The following is a 17,141-nucleotide window of genomic DNA, read 5'->3' as shown; positions in this document are numbered from 1 at the left end:
ATATAAATCGCTATATTGACGGCTTTTATAACACCCAACGGCTCCACAGCAGCCTTGGTTACAGGACGCCGCTGGAATTTGAGGGTTTGCACTAATGGCGCGTGTCCACTTTTTTGGGGGAATTCCAGGGTATCAACATTGTGTCCACGCCTGCCAATGGGTTCAATTCGACCGCGTCTTTCAGGTGATCCGAGCCGCCCTGTTCGAGGGCATCGTTTTCGAATGACAGGGTCACACATGGCGCCCGAGCGGGATCATCATCGGTTTGCCCGTGACTGGATCTTCCATGATTCGGCTCTCGAGGCCGAAGACCTCTTGCACCATCTGTTCGGTCAGCACCTCTTCCGGGGCCCCAAGCCCGTAGACCCGCCCTTTGGCCATGGCTACCAGCACATCGGCGTAGCGTGCGGCCAGGTTGAGGTCGTGCAGGACCATCACGATGGTCGTGCCACGTTCACGATTGAGGTCGGTCAGAAGGTCAAGCACCTCGATCTGGTGGTTGATGTCGAGAAAGGTCGTGGGTTCGTCGAGCAGCAGAATGTTCGTCTGCTGTGCAAGCGCCATGGCGATCCAGACGCGTTGACGCTGTCCACCCGACAGCGCTTCCACGGTCCGCCCGGCGAGGTCCGTGGTGGCTGTAGCCTCCAGCGCCTCGGCTACGGCGGCCTCGTCGGCCGCACTCCAGCGCGCGAATGGTCCCTGGTGTGGATGGCGGCCTCGGCTGACGAGATCAAGCACGGTGATCCCTTCGGGGGCGATGGGCGATTGCGGCAGAAGGCCCAACTGTTGCGCAAGGCGGCGTGCGGGAAGCCGGTGGATGGAGTGGCCGTCGAGCAAGACCTTGCCGCGCTCGGGTGCGAGAAGCCGCGAGAGCGTACGCAGCAGGGTCGATTTACCGCAGGCATTTGCCCCCACGATAGCGGTGTTTCGTCCCGGGGGTATGGTCAGATTGATCGCTTCCAGTACGGTGCCTTCACCGTAGCCCGCCATGAGGTCATGAATGACAAGCAGGGGGTCGCTCACAGGGCATCTCCGCTCTTGTTGTCGCGAATGAGGAGGTAAACGAGATAGGGAGCGCCGAGCACGCCGGTGACGATCCCTACCGGGTAGCGCGCGGGCAGCAGAAACTGGCCCGCGTAATCGCTCAGGAGGACGAGCAGGGCTCCAACGATGGCCGAGGGGGCGAGCAGCGATCCGTTCCGGCCCGCCAGGCGCGCCGCGATCGGGCCGGCGAGGAAGGCTACAAAAGCGATCGGTCCCGCAACCGCCGTGGCGAAGGAGATGAGCCCGACCGCGGAGACGATGATGCTTACGCGAGTCGCCGTCAGCCGAACACCAAGCCCGGCAGCCGTGTCGTCACCCAATCGCAGGGCTTCGAGATCGCGGCTGCGACTGAAGAGCAGTCCACCAAAAAACAGCAGGGCGACGAATAACGGCAGTGCCTGTTCGAGCTGGACCCCGTTCACGCTGCCGGTCATCCAGCGCAGCGCCTCCTGAAGGGTCCAGCTCGGCGCACGCGTAAGCAGATAGGCGGTGAAGCTCTGCAACATCGCGGCAAGGCCGATCCCGACGAGGATGAGCCGCGCGCCGGTTACACCGTGCCGCCAGGAGAGGAGATAGATCAAGAGCGCGACGCTCAGCCCCGCGACGACCGCAACGATGGAAACGGCCGGACCGCTCATCGCCAACACCACGATGGCGAAGACCGCGGCAGCGCTCGCCCCCGTGCTGATGCCTATGATGTCGGGGCTGGCGAGCGGATTGCGCAGCATCGTTTGAAAGGCGACGCCTCCGAGGCCGAAGCAAACCCCCGTGAGGATCGATATCACCGCCCGCGGCAGGCGCAATTCACGGACGATGAATCCGGCCCCGGGTACATCCGCGCCGCCGAGCACGCGGAGCACCGTCACCAGGGCGGTAGACGACTGTCCCAGCATCAATGTCAGCGCCGCCCCCGCCAGCAGGCAGGCCAGCAGGATAGCCAGAACACGCCAGCGCCGTGTCGCGCGTTCCCGGCGGATCCGGGCGAGCCTGGCGATGACGCAAGATGACGGGTCGGTCACAGCGCCCCTACCTTCCGGCGGCGCACGATCCAGATGAAGACGGGAGCACCGATAAAGGCGGTGACGATGCCGACTTCCAGCTCTGCCGGTCGCGCCACGATCCGCCCGAACACATCCGCGAACGTCAGGAGCACGGCGCCCCCAAGCGCGGAGGCGGGCAGGAGCCAGCGGTAATCGCTACCCACGAGCAGCCGGCAGGCATGCGGTACGACGAGCCCGACGAACCCGATGGGGCCGCACACGGCGGTCGTCGCGCCACATAGCAGCACGGCGCCGGCCGCTGCCATGGCCCGCGCCAATGCCACGTTCTCGCCAAGCCCGGTCGCTGTATCGTCCCCAAGCGCGAGCAGGTTGAGCTTGCGGGCCGAGAGGAGGGTGACGACAAGGCCCGTGATGAGAAACGGCAGGACCGGCACGATCTGGTCGCTGGTGGCGCCGCCGACCCCGCCGACTATCCAGGATTGCACGAGCCCGGCGATATCGCCGCGCGGCAACACGACCGCTGTGGTCAGGGAGCTCAGTGCGGCAGTCGTCACCGCGCCCGCGAGCGCGAGGCGCAGCGGTGAGGCTCCGCCTCGGCCAAGGCTCGCGATGGCGTAGACCGCGACCGCGCTCAGTCCGGCGCCCAGGATGGCAGTCCAGATATAGAGGCTGGCATCTTCGATCCCGAACCATGCCAGGCCGACGACAACGGCGAGTGTCGCCCCGGCATTCACGCCCAGCAGGCCCGGATCGGCGAGCGGGTTTCGCGTGAGGCCCTGCATCACGCCTCCCGACAGGCCGAGAGCCGCTCCCGCGAGAACCGCCAGCAGTGTGCGCGGGAGTCGGCTGGTCACGGCTGCCTCCCCGATGGTCTCGGCCCGCCCGCCCAACGCCGCGGCGATCTCCGGCCACCCGACATCGCGTGCGCCAAAGGTCGCGGAAAGTACTACCGCCACGACGAGCAGGAGCATCAGTGCCACGCCTCCGACGAGCCGCTTGCGCGCCCCGGAATGTGCGATGGAATGGGCGGGACCATGGGTCCGGCCACGCTCATTCCGACTTGCGCGCGGCGTCCGAGAGCAGATCGGCGTAGTCATCGAGCACCCAGGGTATCGACATCGGTGTGGGATTGGCGGCGGTGCCGAGCGGGCTATCGTCAAGCAGGACAAGCGAACCGTGCTCGACCGCAGGCAATCGGGAGGTGAGCGGATGGGCGGACAGTCGGTCGACCAGGGGCTGCCCGCCATAGGTAACGAGGATGTCCACATCCGCCAGTTCGTCGATTCGCTCGGAGCTGATCTCGCCCGAGAACTTGCCTGCGGCCGAGACTTCCTTCACGAATCGGGGCGATGCCAGGCCGAGGTCGTGGAAGAATCGCACCCTCGCGTCATTGTCGGTGTAGAACGAGATACGACTGAGATTCGTGGGGTCGAGGTGGGTGACGAACAGCGCCGTCTTGCCAGCAAGCGCGGGATGCGCGGCGGCCGTTGCGGCAATCCGCTCGTCGATCCGCGTGATTAGCGCCTCGCCCTCCCTGGCCATCCCCATCCCCGCGCTGTCGAGCCGAATCATCTCGCGCCAGCCGGTCGCCCAGGGAGCTTGGGGATAGGCGACGACGGGGGCGATCTTGCTCAGGGTATCGTAGTCCGAGCGGCTGAGACCGGAATAGGCCGCGAGAATAACGTCCGGCGCGCTGGCCGCCACCGCCTCGAAGTCGATCCCATCCCCTTCGTCGAACAGCTTGGGCGATCCCGCGCCGAGCTCCTCGAGTCGTGTCGCGACCCAGGGGAGCAGGCCGTCGTCGTCGTCATCGCCAAAATTCGCGGCGGCAAAGCCGACGGGCACGATGCCGAGCGCGAGCGCCACTTCGTGGTTCGCCCAGGCAACGCTGGCCACCCGCTCGGGTTTTTCGGGAATCACGGTGGTCCCCAGGGCGTGGTGGATCTCGATCGGATACCGTTGTGCACCGGCCTGCGCCACAGCGAGGCTGCACGCCGCCAGAAGCGCCATGCAGATAGCCCCGCCTTTACGAAGCCATGCCCTCCTACGGAATCCAGCCATCGTCCCCTCCAAAAGCTTCATTGTTCGATAGTGATGGGCCCACCGAGTGGCGGGGGCGCAACGTTCGGGTTCATGCCGGGTGGCGATTGCGTGATGTCAGCAGATGCAGCCTTTAAAACCAAATGATTATGAAAAACATTATCATTATTGACTGGGAGGTGCCACCCTCGGATAATCCCGAGGCCTTCAACGGAAAATCATAAGGGGACGCTGGTTAATCACTCGGGGTCTTCAATACAAGGGGTCTTCAACATGACTGGTAGCGATAGCGCCGTCCGGCGCAGCGCAAATCGGCTACGGCGGCAACGGGCCACCACGGCCTTTCTATGCGGCACGACGCTGGTGACTGTTCCCGCGATCGGGAGCGCGCAGGAGGGAGGCGGCGGCAATGACGATCAGGAGGCGTACCGCCTCGCCCCCATCATCGTCAACGCCCAGGCCTACGCCGATGACGATGCCAACTCGACGGTCGCCCAGGAGCTGTGGGTGGGCGGCAAGGTCGCGACCAGCATCCTCGATACACCCGCCTCCGTATCGGTCATTACCGAAAAGGAAATCGAGCAGCGCGACGCCAATACCACCGAGGAAGTCCTGCAATACACGCCCGGGGTCGTCACCGAGTACTACGCCACCGACGACCGTAACGACTACTTCAAGATTCGCGGCTTCCAGGCCACGACCTACCGTGACGGGCTGACGCTGGGCTCGATGCGTGGTGTGCGCGAGGAACCCTACGCTTTCGAACGCGTCGAGGTGCTGCGGGGTGCAAACTCCACCCTGTTCGGCCCGGCGGACCCGGGCGGTTCGGTCAACTTCGTGAGCAAGCGGCCCCGATTCGAGTCGTTTGGCGAAGGCTACGTGGGCTATGGTTCATTCGACCATAAAGAGGTCGGGCTCGACGTGGGCGACACCCTGAACGCCAGCGAGACGCTGGCCTATCGCTTCACCGGCAAGATCAAGGATAGCGATCGCGAATACGATCATTCCAAGGATGATGATGAATTCATCATGGGCGGGCTGACCTGGGAGCCGACGGACTATACCTCGGCGACGGTGATCTTCGATTACCTGAACCATGACAACACCCCCAACAGCGGCGGCTATCCCTTCGACCGGGAATACGACCGCGACGACTTCTTCGGCGAGCCTGATTTCAACTACCAGGATGTCGAGCGTACCAGCGTTACCGGGCTACTCACCCATGACTTCGATAACGGACTGACCTTGCGGGGCAACCTGCGCTACAGCGACCTGACCGACGACTACGGTTACGTTTACATCACCGACTCTGTGGCACGAACCGGCACGGAGGTCGGCCGTAGCTATATCGGCGGAGACAATGAAGCGAGTGAGCTGATCGGCAACGCCATCCTGCAATACGATGCCAGTCTCGGCTCTATCGACAGCAGTACACTGGCGGGCGTCGAATATCGCGATGCATCCAGTGAAGGTACATCGGTATACGCGCCGGCAGAGTCGATCGATGTCTCGGACCCCGTTTACAGCGGTCCCCCGAGCAGCCTGGCTGCCTACGAGGATACCGAGCAGGACTACAAGACCCGGTCGCTCTTCGTGACGCAGAATTTGTCGTTCCACGACCGCTTTATCGTCACGGCGGGTGTGCGCAACGATGACCTGGATCTCTCCGAGAAAGACCTCCTCGCAAACACCGATACTTCCGACGACTTCTCGGAAACCTCGGTCCGTGGCGCGCTGACCTATAAGGTCACCGACGAGGTTTCCACCTATGTCAGCTATGTGGAATCGATCGCACCGCCATCGATCGGCACTGAGCCCGAGCGCGGCGAGCAGTACGAACTGGGTGTGAAATATGCGCCCTTCGGCATGAATGCGCTGTTCTCCGCGGCGGTCTATGACCTGACCAAGGACAATGTGTCCATTGCGGTCGCGCGGGATGACGGGACGGGTATCGATCGGGAAACCATCGGCGAATCCCGCGTGCGTGGCCTGGACCTTGAAGTCAAGGCCGAACTGACCGATAACCTGAGCCTGATCGGTGGCTATTCCTACATGGATTCGGATGTGGAACGCGGCACGCTTCGGGATGGAACCTCAATCGAAGGCAACGAATTCACCGAAACACCGAAACATACGGCGTCGCTCTGGACCTACTATACCCTGCCGGACATGGATATGAGCGTGGGTCTTGGCGCCCGCTATACCGGTTCCTATTACTTCGATGCCGAGAACTCGGCCAAGAGCGACGCGACCACGATTTATGATGCGGCGTTCAGCTACCAGTTCATCCAGAACACCGATCTGACCGTCAACGTCAGCAACCTGCTCGACGAGCAGCACGTGGTCGGTTCCGGCACGGCGAACTACTACAACCAGGGCCGCGAAGTCGTGGCCAAGGTTAGCTATCGCTGGTAAGGCTGATTCAATCGCGCCGAAGTCCGAAATGCCGGCCTTACGCCCCGGGACGCAGCGACTACCACTTCCGCTGGGGGCGATGCCGGTCGGGGCCTCCGACAAAGCAAGGCAACGACCGCAAAACGCCCCGACCCGGATCGGGGCGTTTCGCTATCGCCTGGCCAATCTCGCGGTGAGTCGCCAGCGGTGCCATCTAAACCAGCCTGGTGTCGAAGCCCACGATCTGCATTAGCCCGTTTCGCTATGTCGTTGGATGCGGTGCTGCCTGTTTTTTTGCACAGCCGGAACGAATCGGCCTAGCCTGAGTCTCGATACCAAATCGCCATATTCGATCACGAGATTCAGGGAGGGAAACGTGAGTGATACCGATCTGGGCACCTTGGATGCCGCCAAACTTGTCGAACTCTACGAAGCCGGGAAGGCATCGCCGCTAGAAGCGACCCGCGCGGCGCTGGAACGTATCGAACGCTTTAACGACACCGTCAAAGCCTATGTGTATGTCGATCGCGAAGGCGCCGAGAAGGCGGCCCGCGCGTCCGCTCGGCGCTGGGGGCAGGGCAAGCCGCTGAGCCCCATCGATGGGGTGCCGGTCTCGCTCAAGGATCTGACCGAGGTTGCCGGGATGCCGGCCCGCGAAGGTTCGCTGACCGCATCCGGGGCCCTGTGCGAGGATGACGCGCCGCCGGCGCGCATGCTGCGTGAAGCGGGCGCCGTAATACTGGGCAAGACCAATACGCCGGAATTCGGCTGGAAGGGAGTGACCGACAACCGGGTCTTCGGCGCCACCTGCAACCCATGGGACACCCGGCTGACGTCGGGTGGTTCGTCCGGGGGCGCCGCGGTGGCCGCGGCACTCAATATGGGCGTCCTGCACCAGGGGGGCGATTCCGGTGGGTCGATCCGCATCCCGGCGGGGTTCTGCGGTGTCTTCGGCTTCAAGCCGACCTTCGGCTGGACCCCGCAGTGGCCGCCGGCCAAGGAGCCGACGTTGTCGCATATCGGCCCGCTGACGCGCACGGTCCGCGATGCGGCGAGCATGCTCAACGTGATCGGTCGCTACGATTACCGAGACCCTTATGCGGTGCGCGGCCAGCCCGAGGACTGGGCCGTGGATCTGGACTGCGACCTGCGCGGGCTGCGCATCGCCTACTCGCCGGATCTCGGTTATGCCGAAGTCGCCCCCGAGATTGCTGCACGGGTCCGCGAGGCGGCACAAAAGCTGGAATCGCTGGGTGCCGAGGTCGAGGAGGTCCATCCCGGTTTCACCTCGCCCATCGACACTTATCGGAAGCACTGGTTTACCGCATCGCTGGAAGTCTGGTCGCAGTGTGACGAGCGTCAGCGTCAGTTGCTTGACCCCGGGCTGGTGGCCAACGCGCGTCATGCCGAGAACTGGAGTGCGCTGGCGTTGTTTCGCGCCCAGGCCGACCGGGCGCGTCTTGCCGAACGCCTCGAGCACTTCAACCAGAGCTACCATCTGCTGATGACCCCGACGCTGCCCATCGAGCCCTTCGAGATCAACCATGAGGTGCCGCCGGGCAGTGGCATGAGGGACTGGGAAGAGTGGGCGCCGTTTTCCTATCCATTCAATCTCAGTCAGCAGCCGGCGGCTTCGGTGCCCTGCGGCTTCACCGATTCGGGCTTGCCCGTGGGCTTCCAACTGGCGGGAGGCAAGTACGATGACATCCGCGTACTGCGTGCCTGCCATGCTTTCCTGGAGGCGTATCCGGCACGCTTTCCGACGGTGCCCGATCCGGCTCAGTACAGTTGAGCCCTTCATCGCGGGTTGGCGCACTCGTTCCCGGGACGCGGGGTGCCACCGTAACGTCATCGTCCCGGTCACCCACGCAAGGAGCACAGTATGATTGTTCGCGATCACCAGGATGCCGAGAACAGCCAGGTCGATGAAGAGAAGTTCATCAGCCGGCGGTACACGCTGCGGGCCGACGGCATGGGGCACTCGGTGCACGAAACCGTCATCAAGCCCGGCCAGTCGCTGCACATGTGGTACAAGAACCACCGGGAGTCGGTGATCTGCATCGAGGGTGAAGGCGAGATCGAGGACCTGACCGAGGGCGGCAAGTGGCAGCTCAAGCCGGGTGTTCTGTATGCGCTGGACAAGCACCAGAAGCATATCCTGAGCAGTGAGAAGGGCATGACGGTGCTGTGCGTCTTTACCCCGTCCTTGGTGGGGCCCGAGGATCACGACGAGCAGGGCAGTTACCCGCTCTACGACGATGACGGCACGCTGCTCAAGCACTGACGAGGCACGCCGGCTTGAAATGCGCCCTACGGCGACTACGCTGAAAACGTGATCAGGGATCAGGACGATTCCGCAGCACGGAAGCTGAAGGCCATGGAGGCTCACCGATCGGCAGGGATGGCGAGCGACGAAGCTTTGTCGCGAAAGTGCCGCAAGCCGATGATCGATATCTTCCAGCGCCCCGCTTCCATGCGGGGCGCTTTTCGTCGCCGCTTCCGTTTTCGGCGGCCTGATCTGCCTGGACAGACCTATCTGGCATCGACCCTCCGGGCATGGCACCCGCATGTCGTGATCAGGGAATCGCCGGAAGGTAGCTTCGGCTGCCGAGTCTGACGATCATCCCTGCTTGTTTGCCCCGTACCCCCTACGGGGCGCTTTTTTGCCTGGATAATGCCGTTTTTTCATTTCTCATAACCTGAGTTAAATACGTGTCCCGCCCTCTTTGAGACCGTAGGCGGCGTCGAGCCAGGAAGGCTCGCACCAGGGAAGGCCGAGCGACGGATAGCTCAAGTGCCAAGGATGTGCGAGCAGGATGCTCGCTGTAGCGGCAAGGAAATGCAGCGCTAGGAAAGCCCGACCACTCGGTCGGGCTTTTTTTGTGAACGCAGGAAGGAGGGAAGCCGGCTCGACGGTCGAGCCGTCATCCTGGGGCGATATGCATTTGTTCTGGAGCGCTGGTGGAACTACGCTTTTCGGAACTCTGCCGTGGGCGGAAAGCCGACGAGGACGCTGCCGCGCTATTTCCTCGCCAAGCGTGGAGTGGCCGATTGCGTGAAAGCCGCTTTGGAGAGGCTCGGCAGGTTACCTGTATCTTTCCGCAAACCTATATTTCAACCTCAAGAGTGCGGCCAGGAAGGCCCCTCGATGTGGTTCGCAGCTATGGTGTGAACGCTCACACAAGGATGTTTCCATGGATACGGAAGAGGGCTGCATCAAGAGAAACCTTCGCCAGCACATCGAGCTTGGCGAGGACGATCTACAACTGCTGGAAGAGCTCGAGCAAGCGCCCAGGGAGGTCGCCCGGCGCAGTCAGTTGTGGAAGGCGGGCGATGTACCTGAGGTCTTGTACACCCTGAAACGAGGCTGGGCCTACTCCTTTCACTGCAGCAAGGGAGGGGGCCGCCAGGTTCTCGAAATATTCCTGCCCGGCGACCTGGTCGGCATTCGTGAGGTGACGTTCAACGCCCATTACACCGGGGTCGAGATGCTCACGGACGGCATCGTCTGTCCGTTTCCCGCGCAAGGTCTACGCGAGGCGTGCCAGCGCTCCAGCACGCTGGGGCTGGCGATGCACGCCTCGGCGTCGCATCAGCAGGCGGTCATCACCGAGCGCCTGGTCAATGTGCTGAGTCACGACGCCAAGTCGCGCATTGCGCACTTCGCGCTGGAGATCTATTACCGGCTGGAGCGTATCCACGCGACCGATGGGAGCAGTTTCACGCTCCCCCTGACACAACGCCTGTTCAGCCTGATGCTCGGGCTCACCGAGGTGCATGTCAGCCGTACATTGACCGACCTGGCCGAGGATGGATTGATTCACAAGCGGCGCAACGCTATCCGGATACTCGATTTCGAGCGACTCTCGGCGCTGGCGGGTTTCGTCCCCGAGCACTGCAGTGAAGCGATCAATCCGCTGTTGCGTGGCTAATTTCAGTGCGGCCAGCTGTAACAGGCAGATGACGCTCGTGACCACCCGGCGGGGCTCGTCTCGCGCTGCTATAGTGTCGTTCGTCCACACTTGGGCATCATCGGCGTGCTAATGTAGCGCGCCGTCGGCCATTTGAGGCGAGACAAAATTATGGCATCTTTTGCACGCGCGTTGCCGAACAGCGCACTTTCGACAGGGCCGCACAAGGAGACCGCAAGCGTGACGACAGAGCTTGAAACCGAGGAGGCGCGGCTCGCCCTCAATGATGCCGAGGCCTATCTCCGTCTGGCCAAGGCCATGAAGGAAGCGGGGATGTCGAGTGTCTCGGCCGACTATCTGCGTAACCTTGCCAGGCAGTTGCGTCAGGAAAACGAGTAATCGCCCGGCCGGCTACGAGAACGATTGTGAAACCCGGGCCAAGGCATCTTCCTGGCCCGGCTCGCAGTCACGCCAGTCAGCGGGCTCAACCGCCGCTGTAGCCATCGGGCTGCATCATGGCGTCGGAGCCACTCTCCTGGTCGAGGCTCCCCTCGTCGGTATCGTGGCTCAATGAAGAATCCTGGCCTTTCTGCGCCTCCTGCGGCTTGACCTTGCCTTCGGGCCGCTTTTGTTGCTCTTCGGCCTGGGAGGCATGCTGCCGGGCCTCGCCCGGGCTCTGGCCGGCTTCGTCGGACGCCTGCCGGGCGGCCTCTTCTTCAGCAAATGCCGGTGCAGCCAGGCCGATCATCAGTACGGCCAGAAAAGGACGGATCCGTTGGGCTGTCGTCATTGACATGGTCTTGCTCCCTTGTCGTTTCGGATGGCATGTCTAAAGCTTTAGAAGCTGGCGGCAGACTTGACAAGCATCAACCGAGGAGCTTGCCTGGCCTATCGGCTAATGGGTAAGATTTTCCATGAGCCGGCGTAGCTCAGTTGGCAGAGCAACGCATTCGTAATGCGTAGGTCGGTGGTTCGAATCCACTCGCCGGCACCAATATAAAATCCTTTATAATCAGTATCTTGAAAGGGATAGAGGCCGCTATTGAGGGCGGCTTTTTTGTGCCTGTAAATCGCTGGGTATATGCCGGGTATAGGAAATGGCCCAACCAAAAAGTAAGGAAGCCATAGCGTTTTCACAGCTGCACGAATTCCGCGGTTCTGCGACCCCGTATTCCGGGTGGGCCTGCCAGGAGGACCCAAGCGAATCCGTGGTCGAGAGTTGCATGGTCTAGTCTGGCCAGCAGAGTCGTATCCTCGGCCAGGATCTCCATGAAGCTGCAGGCCGACACTGAGCGATCAGCAGCCCCTATATACCCATTACCGTTGGAGAGCCTCATAGCGGCTGAACCTCTGTCGGTAGCTCGTGGAATTGCAGCATGCCCCAGCGCGATTTGGGTGGCCCACCTTCAGGGCCTGGGCGAGGTGAAGTCGGGTTGCTGTGGTTTCGTCGTGTCCTTCGTGTCTTTGTGTCCTAGTTATCGTAAGCAACTGATTTATTGGTAATTTTATATTTGACACAAAAAGCTATCGCGCTTGACACGATTGACGAAGACACAAGTTGTGTCCGAGAAAACGGCATGGTCTATCGAACGCCAAGCTATTGAGAAAAATCGCGACACGACACGAAATTGAGCACCAGTGTTTTACAGCCCTCACGCTGTGACTCGGCTTTATATCGCTGGGCGCTGGGGTTATTCCTTGAGCAGCGGTTCGTATCTGGCCTTCCATCGTCCGAGATGCTAATTTGATCTCGTAGCCCGCTAGAAGCGGCGGGGGTACCAGCCCCGTTACCAACGTGGTCCTTGCAGTTCCGCCTAGCGGCGAGGTAACTGGCCTCGAAACCAAAACAGTATTCAACGGCCCCCGTGCCCGCTCCGTCTCACCCTTCTCAGGGATCGCGGATGACCTGACTGCCGTTGCTGCCCTTGAGCAGGCGACAGCACTATGTCCGACGTTTGCCCGCGACCTGCGGCCACAACCCGGTGCATTCCTCCCCTCCGCCCTGGGCGGATACTCCAGTTCCACGCCTCACGGCGATGAACCGATGCCATTGCGTGCACTGCCTCCGCATGCCTGGGCGCTTTTGCGCTTCCGGCACGTCACCGTCAGATCACCGCCAATGCCGGGCGCAGTTGCGTCCAGTCCATGCCACCCAGTGCATGCGATGGCATCCCCCACCCGCGTCTCCTCGTTCCGAGGAGACGCGGGGTCCCACTGGCCAGCCAGCCGCTAAACCACGCGGATTTCTGGCCATCCATCGTCGGACGAAAACCGACGAATGCTCTACCACGGCGCAATGCCGCTCCTCGAAACGACGCCCTGGGCGTCGATACGTGACAGCGACTCGGGCAGCCCCTCGCTAGGGCTGGGCCTTGGCCTAAGCCGGAGCTGGCAGCGATCGCTGCCGGCGTGCGTGAGCCCCACGCCATAGCACCCGCATGAGTCACCGTCACATCACAAGCGATCCAGTCCGCAGTAGGGAAATGTCTGCGATAAAACAACGCCTCCTCCAGGTCTGCGCGCACCTCAGATGCGCGTATCACTTACCGCCAAGACAGGGGCAACGGGGGATCACCAGCAACACATCGAGGAAAGAACATGGCCAAGGCGAACAACTACGGGTTACGCACGCGGGATCTCGGCAAGGCAGGCAGGTTCGCCGTCAACGCCGTGGCCCGGGAGGGACAGATGGGATATGCCACGGCGGCAGCCGTGGGGCAGCGCTGGCAGGCGTTCGCAGCATTTGCCAAGGCAGAGGGCGTCAAGCGTCTGGAGTACGTCACGGCGCAGCTGGTGGCCAGCTATGGCCAGGCGATCGCCACCAGGGTGGCCGCCGGGGAACTGTCCGCGGCTTACGGTCAGAACCTGGTCAGTGCCATCAATACCGTCATGGGCCACGCCACGCGAGGGGAATGGCAGTCCGTGAGCCCGACAAAGGATGCCGGCATCGCCCATCGGGTAAACGTGCGGACAGCCATCCCCGATGGGCTCGACCGGCAGGCTGTGACCGTGGTGAGTGATGATCTGCGCAGTGCCGGGATGGCCAACGGGGCGGCAATCGTTGAACTGGCCCGGGATCTGGGGCTCAGGGCAAAGGAAGCCTCCCTGCTCAATGCCCATAAGGCCCTCCAGGAGGCACGCGATACCGGGCGCGTGACGATCGCTCACGGCACCAAGGGCGGCAGAATCCGGACACTGCCCATCACATCAGAGCGTCAGTTGGCGACCCTTGCCTATGCGAGCCGCGTCCAAGGCAGTGCCCGCAGTCTGGTACCGACCGGGCAGACCTGGGCGAAGTGGGAGGACGGCGGCTTACGGCAGACAAGGGAAATGCTCCAGGAGCATGGCATCAGCCGGATTCATGAACTCCGCTCGGCTTATGCCATGGAGCGTTACCAAGCTATCACCGGGCACCTACCCCCAATGATGGGCGGGGCCGCTTCGCGGTCCGCCGATCGGGCTGCTCGGCTGGCCGTGGCGCAGGAACTGGGCCATTCCCGCATTGCCATCGTTGTGAACTATATCGGTGGTGCTAGATGATTCCGCCGGACATTCGCCATGCCCTCCATCTCCATAGCGCTAAAGGCGGGAAGACCCATCGCCGGCGACAGCTGCGCAGAATCGAAGAGTTCGTTCGGTGGTGCGGCTGCCCACCAGCTCAGATTGGCAAGCGTCACGTCTACCAGTTCCTAGAAGCGAAGCGATATAGCCCTATCACTGCTAGAGATTACTGGTATGCAATCAGCCTTCTGTGGCGATTTTCAGGGCGGCAAGGGAAACCGCCCAAGCCTGACTATATACTGTAACTTGCTTTTAGGCTTGGCACTTAGGCGAGAGCTCTTTGGAGTTGGCCATCTCCAGGTCGCATATGGTATAGGCAGGAAAATGTTTTCTATTCTTAAAAGAGCGGTTTATTTTATTTGGGAGGCATGATGTTTTCTAGTGATAGGCTTGATAGGGGTGAGGCTATAAGTGGTGACTTCGGGTTCTATCCAAGGCTACTTGATGTTAGGGGTGACAGGTTTGAAATTGAAACATTAGATGATCATGCTTCTGTTGTGTCTCAAGTCGTTAACAGTTCAAATGTTTATAACGGATGGTATTATCCGGAGGCTGAACAACAGTTCGATATTGCAACTGGGAGTGTTCGCGATCTTCCTTATGCGCCACGGGTTTTTGGTCTACCAAAAACTCACATGATGACTGTTTTTGGTGATAAAGATAAAAGTGCAATTGAGTTTGCAGTTTGGAGTTTTTCGTTCTTTTCAGGCATGAGGATGACGACTACAGAAGCCGGCTACTTAGATGCTACTCCAGTTAAGCCTGGAACGATGGTTGATTTTGTGCTTACTCAGCATGATTTAGCTAAAGCCATTGATCTTTCATTAGCTTATCTGGATCGTAAGCGTAGTAATCCGCGCTCGCTTAAAAGAGTGGCGTCTGTGATCCATGCGCTATTCTTAGCCCAATATCCGAGGAGTCTCCCTTTTGAAAGATTTAATTATCTTTATATAGCCTTAGATACTTGCTATAGAATTTTTATTAGCGAAGGGGCAAAAAATCCTGCTCGTTCTCATGCTAGTCGTGTGCAGTGGATGTGTGAAACGGTTGGCATAGAGACCCCTGAGTGGGCTAAATATGATAATGGCTCTAATCCCGAGCTAGCTGAAGTTAGAAACAATACTTTTCATGAAGGACTGTTTTTTGATGAGCCCCTGGGGTTCTCAATCTATGGGGGAAATAATAGGGGGGTTGATGCGCCTCATGTGGAGTTACAGATGGAAGGTCTGGTTTGTCGTCTACTTGTAGCCATTCTGGGTGCTAGTGAGGCTGAGTACGTAAGAACACCTATTGATACACGCCATAAGTTTGGGCTTGATTTCTAAGGCTGACTGAGGGGTAAATATTTGGCGTTATTTGTTGCGGAAAAGAAAGCCCTGCAGCGATGCAGGGCTTGTTATGTGTAAGTGTTGCGCTCATTGGACTAAGCGTAGGTCCGGCTTTTTATGGGGTGACGGAATTTCGAAGCCGGTTAATTCTTGGATAAATTTAGGCTTTACAAAAAGCTCGGAAGCAATGCCGTTGAGGTCAATTCCTTTATATTCCAAAAGGACACTTAGAGATTTGTCAAGGATCTCTGGAGGCTCTTTGGAGATAAGATAGTCATCTTTTTCTCCGTGAGCCTCTCCGTGCTTCCTTAATGTAATTACGCCTCTTTTATATTGTGCTTCTGTAATAAGGTCAAGCTGCTTGGCTCTGTATAATATAGCCGCCTTGCTTACCTTCCATGTTTGCTTGAATTCTCTCATGCCTTTCCAATCCAGCCTTTCCCCGTTTGGTCTGGGGAATAGCTTGACCATCATGGTTCTTGGCAGCAGTAGTGCACTTGCAAACCGGTTAGCTTGGCTTTCTGTTACACGGTCCCCAGTTATAACACCTTCATGCATGACCAAATGGCCAAGCTCGTGGGCAATGTCAAACCGTTGCCTGCAAACACTTTCTTTTGCTGTGTTTCTTACGATGAAAGGTCTTTCAACAGCTACAGAAAGTGCGTCGATCTCTTTTGAGATGCCATTGAAATTAGTGACAACTGTGCCGAGACTCTCAGCGAGACGAGTCATGTTACCAATAGGTGAAGATCCTAGTCCCCATTCTTTCCGGCAGGCCTCAGCGACACGTTCAATGCTGTCATAGCTTTGGATGTCGGAGATGCTTGGTATATTGACCCTTGGCAGCTTAAGTTTTCTATCTAACAGACAGATTAAAGCGTTAACCATCTCGCCGCGAGCAATGGCAACCTGTCTTATGGTAGCTTTTGTGGTAAAAAGCTTCCTAAAATGGAATTGATCTTCGTTGAGTCGGCCACTTTTGGGTTTAAAAAATTCTACCTCCACATTTAATGAGTCGGCCAGATTAACCATTAATTGCTCTGTGGGCTTGCTCTGGCCCGATTCAAGCTTATGTAAATACTGGCGAGTTTTTCCTACTCGCGCTGAAACTTCTTCGAGAGAAAGCCCGCTATATACGCGGGCTAGCCTCATAGATGATCCATCGAAAACGAATTCCATTTTTGGTTCACTCGTTCTGAGTATCGCTGAGCTTTGGAGAATCGCGATCTTGGAAGTTCTCTTCCTGCTCCTCATCCTCTCGAACTCCGACTTCTGGTGACGGTAGTTCTGCAGTAGGCGGAATTTCATTGTCAACAGAGTGGAGGATGGGCCCAGAAGGACCATATGACCACTGACAAACTTTCTCTTGGTAGACATTGTGACCTATAAAGAAAGCGCGATCCTCATCTTCTTCAGTCATCGCTTTCTCAATAACGAACCTCCACATGACTGGTTCGCTATCTTCTTCTGAAAAAAGGTCATCGACTTGGTTCCTGCGAAAGAAGCCCCGCTTTTCGGGAGATTCAGGATCGTCTCTGAAAAAACGGCAGGGCACATTGCCAATACGGAAAGTGACATCCATCCCAGGAGAGGCTAACTTTAGCCAGTCATGCTTATCGCTTTGACAGAGCTCAACTAGAGCATTCCTTGTCCGGCCAAATACTGTGCATTCCCGCGTATATGAGTCATCGTGCGGGGAATTCATTTCTTGCATCGTATTGAAGCGAACGTCAAGCAATAGCTCAGCAACAGTTGCCAACCGTTTTTCGCTAAGCTCTGAGAAAAAATCTGATGGATGCTTTGTTTTCATGAGGCTTCCTGGCAGATACGAGGATTTGTCAACCATAAAATATGGCTTATCC

At 59.2% G+C, this 17,141-nt stretch carries 14 protein-coding genes and 1 tRNA gene; 8 read left to right on the top strand and 7 right to left on the bottom strand.

All coding sequences use genetic code 11. The features are described 5' to 3' along the window. Window positions 1–231: 231 nt before the first annotated feature. The 4 genes from HR9077_RS07475 to HR9077_RS07460 all read right to left on the bottom strand — a co-directional run bounded on the left by HR9077_RS07475 (window position 232) and on the right by HR9077_RS07460 (window position 4,055). The gene (locus tag HR9077_RS07475) at window positions 232–990 is read right to left on the bottom strand and encodes an ABC transporter ATP-binding protein (RefSeq protein WP_210725884.1); all 759 of its coding nucleotides are present in this window, start codon (window positions 988–990) and stop codon (window positions 232–234) included. Between the two features lie 29 nt (window positions 991–1,019). Continuing rightward, the gene (locus HR9077_RS07470) at window positions 1,020–2,063 is read right to left on the bottom strand and encodes a FecCD family ABC transporter permease (protein ID WP_210725879.1); all 1,044 of its coding nucleotides are present in this window, start codon (window positions 2,061–2,063) and stop codon (window positions 1,020–1,022) included. After that, window positions 2,060–3,016 carry a FecCD family ABC transporter permease gene (locus HR9077_RS07465; RefSeq protein WP_244613077.1) on the bottom strand — a complete coding sequence of 319 codons (957 nt, stop codon included), beginning with the start codon at window positions 3,014–3,016 and terminating at the stop codon, window positions 2,060–2,062. The genes HR9077_RS07470 and HR9077_RS07465 overlap by 4 nt, the downstream gene beginning before the upstream one ends. Window positions 3,017–3,095: 79 nt before the next feature. Next, the gene (locus HR9077_RS07460) at window positions 3,096–4,055 is read right to left on the bottom strand and encodes an iron-siderophore ABC transporter substrate-binding protein (RefSeq protein ID WP_136066384.1); all 960 of its coding nucleotides are present in this window, start codon (window positions 4,053–4,055) and stop codon (window positions 3,096–3,098) included. A 303-nt stretch (window positions 4,056–4,358) separates the two neighbouring features. Here HR9077_RS07460 and HR9077_RS07455 point away from each other — a divergent pair, with 303 nt between their 5' ends. The 5 genes from HR9077_RS07455 to HR9077_RS21895 all read left to right on the top strand — a co-directional run bounded on the left by HR9077_RS07455 (window position 4,359) and on the right by HR9077_RS21895 (window position 10,789). Next, a complete protein-coding gene (locus tag HR9077_RS07455; protein ID WP_136066383.1) occupies window positions 4,359–6,500 on the top strand; it encodes a TonB-dependent siderophore receptor in 2,142 nt (713 codons plus the stop codon). 355 nt (window positions 6,501–6,855) lie between these two features. Next, window positions 6,856–8,271, top strand: a complete 1,416-nt coding sequence (locus HR9077_RS07450) for an amidase (protein ID WP_136066382.1) — start codon at window positions 6,856–6,858, stop codon at window positions 8,269–8,271. Window positions 8,272–8,361: 90 nt separating this feature from the next. Further along, complete coding sequence (locus HR9077_RS07445) at window positions 8,362–8,763, top strand: ectoine synthase (protein ID WP_136066381.1); 402 nt, start codon at window positions 8,362–8,364, stop codon at window positions 8,761–8,763. A gap of 910 nt (window positions 8,764–9,673) precedes the next feature. Then, window positions 9,674–10,411, top strand: a complete 738-nt coding sequence (locus HR9077_RS07440; RefSeq protein WP_136066380.1) for a Crp/Fnr family transcriptional regulator — start codon at window positions 9,674–9,676, stop codon at window positions 10,409–10,411. 219 nt (window positions 10,412–10,630) lie between these two features. Further along, window positions 10,631–10,789, top strand: a complete 159-nt coding sequence (locus HR9077_RS21895; protein ID WP_168380910.1) for a hypothetical protein — start codon at window positions 10,631–10,633, stop codon at window positions 10,787–10,789. An 85-nt stretch (window positions 10,790–10,874) separates the two neighbouring features. On the opposite strand, the gene HR9077_RS07435 is transcribed toward HR9077_RS21895, so the two are convergent. Then, window positions 10,875–11,186 carry a hypothetical protein gene (locus HR9077_RS07435; RefSeq protein WP_136066379.1) on the bottom strand — a complete coding sequence of 104 codons (312 nt, stop codon included), beginning with the start codon at window positions 11,184–11,186 and terminating at the stop codon, window positions 10,875–10,877. 122 nt (window positions 11,187–11,308) lie between these two features. On the opposite strand from HR9077_RS07435, the gene HR9077_RS07430 reads away from it, so the two are divergent. The 3 genes from HR9077_RS07430 to HR9077_RS07420 all read left to right on the top strand — a co-directional run bounded on the left by HR9077_RS07430 (window position 11,309) and on the right by HR9077_RS07420 (window position 15,276). Continuing rightward, window positions 11,309–11,384: transfer RNA gene (locus tag HR9077_RS07430), tRNA-Thr, on the top strand. A 1,604-nt stretch (window positions 11,385–12,988) separates the two neighbouring features. Next, window positions 12,989–13,930 carry an integrase domain-containing protein gene (locus tag HR9077_RS07425; protein ID WP_136066378.1) on the top strand — a complete coding sequence of 314 codons (942 nt, stop codon included), beginning with the start codon at window positions 12,989–12,991 and terminating at the stop codon, window positions 13,928–13,930. A 392-nt stretch (window positions 13,931–14,322) separates the two neighbouring features. Continuing rightward, window positions 14,323–15,276 carry a hypothetical protein gene (locus HR9077_RS07420; protein ID WP_136066377.1) on the top strand — a complete coding sequence of 318 codons (954 nt, stop codon included), beginning with the start codon at window positions 14,323–14,325 and terminating at the stop codon, window positions 15,274–15,276. Between the two features lie 90 nt (window positions 15,277–15,366). On the opposite strand, the gene HR9077_RS07415 is transcribed toward HR9077_RS07420, so the two are convergent. Together HR9077_RS07415 and HR9077_RS07410 are read right to left on the bottom strand one after the other, a co-directional pair. Continuing rightward, entirely contained in the window at window positions 15,367–16,458 is a 1,092-nt protein-coding gene (locus HR9077_RS07415; RefSeq protein ID WP_136066376.1) for a helix-turn-helix domain-containing protein, read from the bottom strand. A gap of 7 nt (window positions 16,459–16,465) precedes the next feature. Next, entirely contained in the window at window positions 16,466–17,089 is a 624-nt protein-coding gene (locus HR9077_RS07410; protein WP_136066375.1) for a hypothetical protein, read from the bottom strand. Between the last annotated feature and the right edge of the window lie 52 nt (window positions 17,090–17,141).

Source organism: Modicisalibacter radicis (assembly GCF_900961225.1).
Lineage (GTDB): Bacteria > Pseudomonadota > Gammaproteobacteria > Pseudomonadales > Halomonadaceae > Modicisalibacter.
The sequence above is the reverse complement of the archived record's forward strand: the minus strand, read 5'-3'. Positions and strand labels throughout refer to the sequence as shown.

Excerpts from the sequence above, each read along its gene's own strand:
- HR9077_RS07420 (WP_136066377.1), top strand. The coding sequence starts at position 14,323 with ATGTTTTCTAGTGATAGGCTTGATAGGGGTGAGGCTATAAGTGGTGAC.
- HR9077_RS07455 (WP_136066383.1), top strand. The coding sequence starts at position 4,359 with ATGACTGGTAGCGATAGCGCCGTCCGGCGCAGCGCAAATCGGCTACGG.
- HR9077_RS07475 (WP_210725884.1), bottom strand. The coding sequence starts at position 990 with ATGGCGGGCTACGGTGAAGGCACCGTACTGGAAGCGATCAATCTGACC.
- HR9077_RS07435 (WP_136066379.1), bottom strand. The coding sequence starts at position 11,186 with ATGTCAATGACGACAGCCCAACGGATCCGTCCTTTTCTGGCCGTACTG.
- HR9077_RS07465 (WP_244613077.1), bottom strand. The coding sequence starts at position 3,016 with ATGCTCCTGCTCGTCGTGGCGGTAGTACTTTCCGCGACCTTTGGCGCA.
- HR9077_RS07460 (WP_136066384.1), bottom strand. The coding sequence starts at position 4,055 with ATGGCGCTTCTGGCGGCGTGCAGCCTCGCTGTGGCGCAGGCCGGTGCA.
- HR9077_RS07410 (WP_136066375.1), bottom strand. The coding sequence starts at position 17,089 with ATGAAAACAAAGCATCCATCAGATTTTTTCTCAGAGCTTAGCGAAAAA.
- HR9077_RS07415 (WP_136066376.1), bottom strand. The coding sequence starts at position 16,458 with ATGGAATTCGTTTTCGATGGATCATCTATGAGGCTAGCCCGCGTATAT.
- HR9077_RS07440 (WP_136066380.1), top strand. The coding sequence starts at position 9,674 with ATGGATACGGAAGAGGGCTGCATCAAGAGAAACCTTCGCCAGCACATC.
- HR9077_RS07445 (WP_136066381.1), top strand. The coding sequence starts at position 8,362 with ATGATTGTTCGCGATCACCAGGATGCCGAGAACAGCCAGGTCGATGAA.
- HR9077_RS07425 (WP_136066378.1), top strand. The coding sequence starts at position 12,989 with ATGGCCAAGGCGAACAACTACGGGTTACGCACGCGGGATCTCGGCAAG.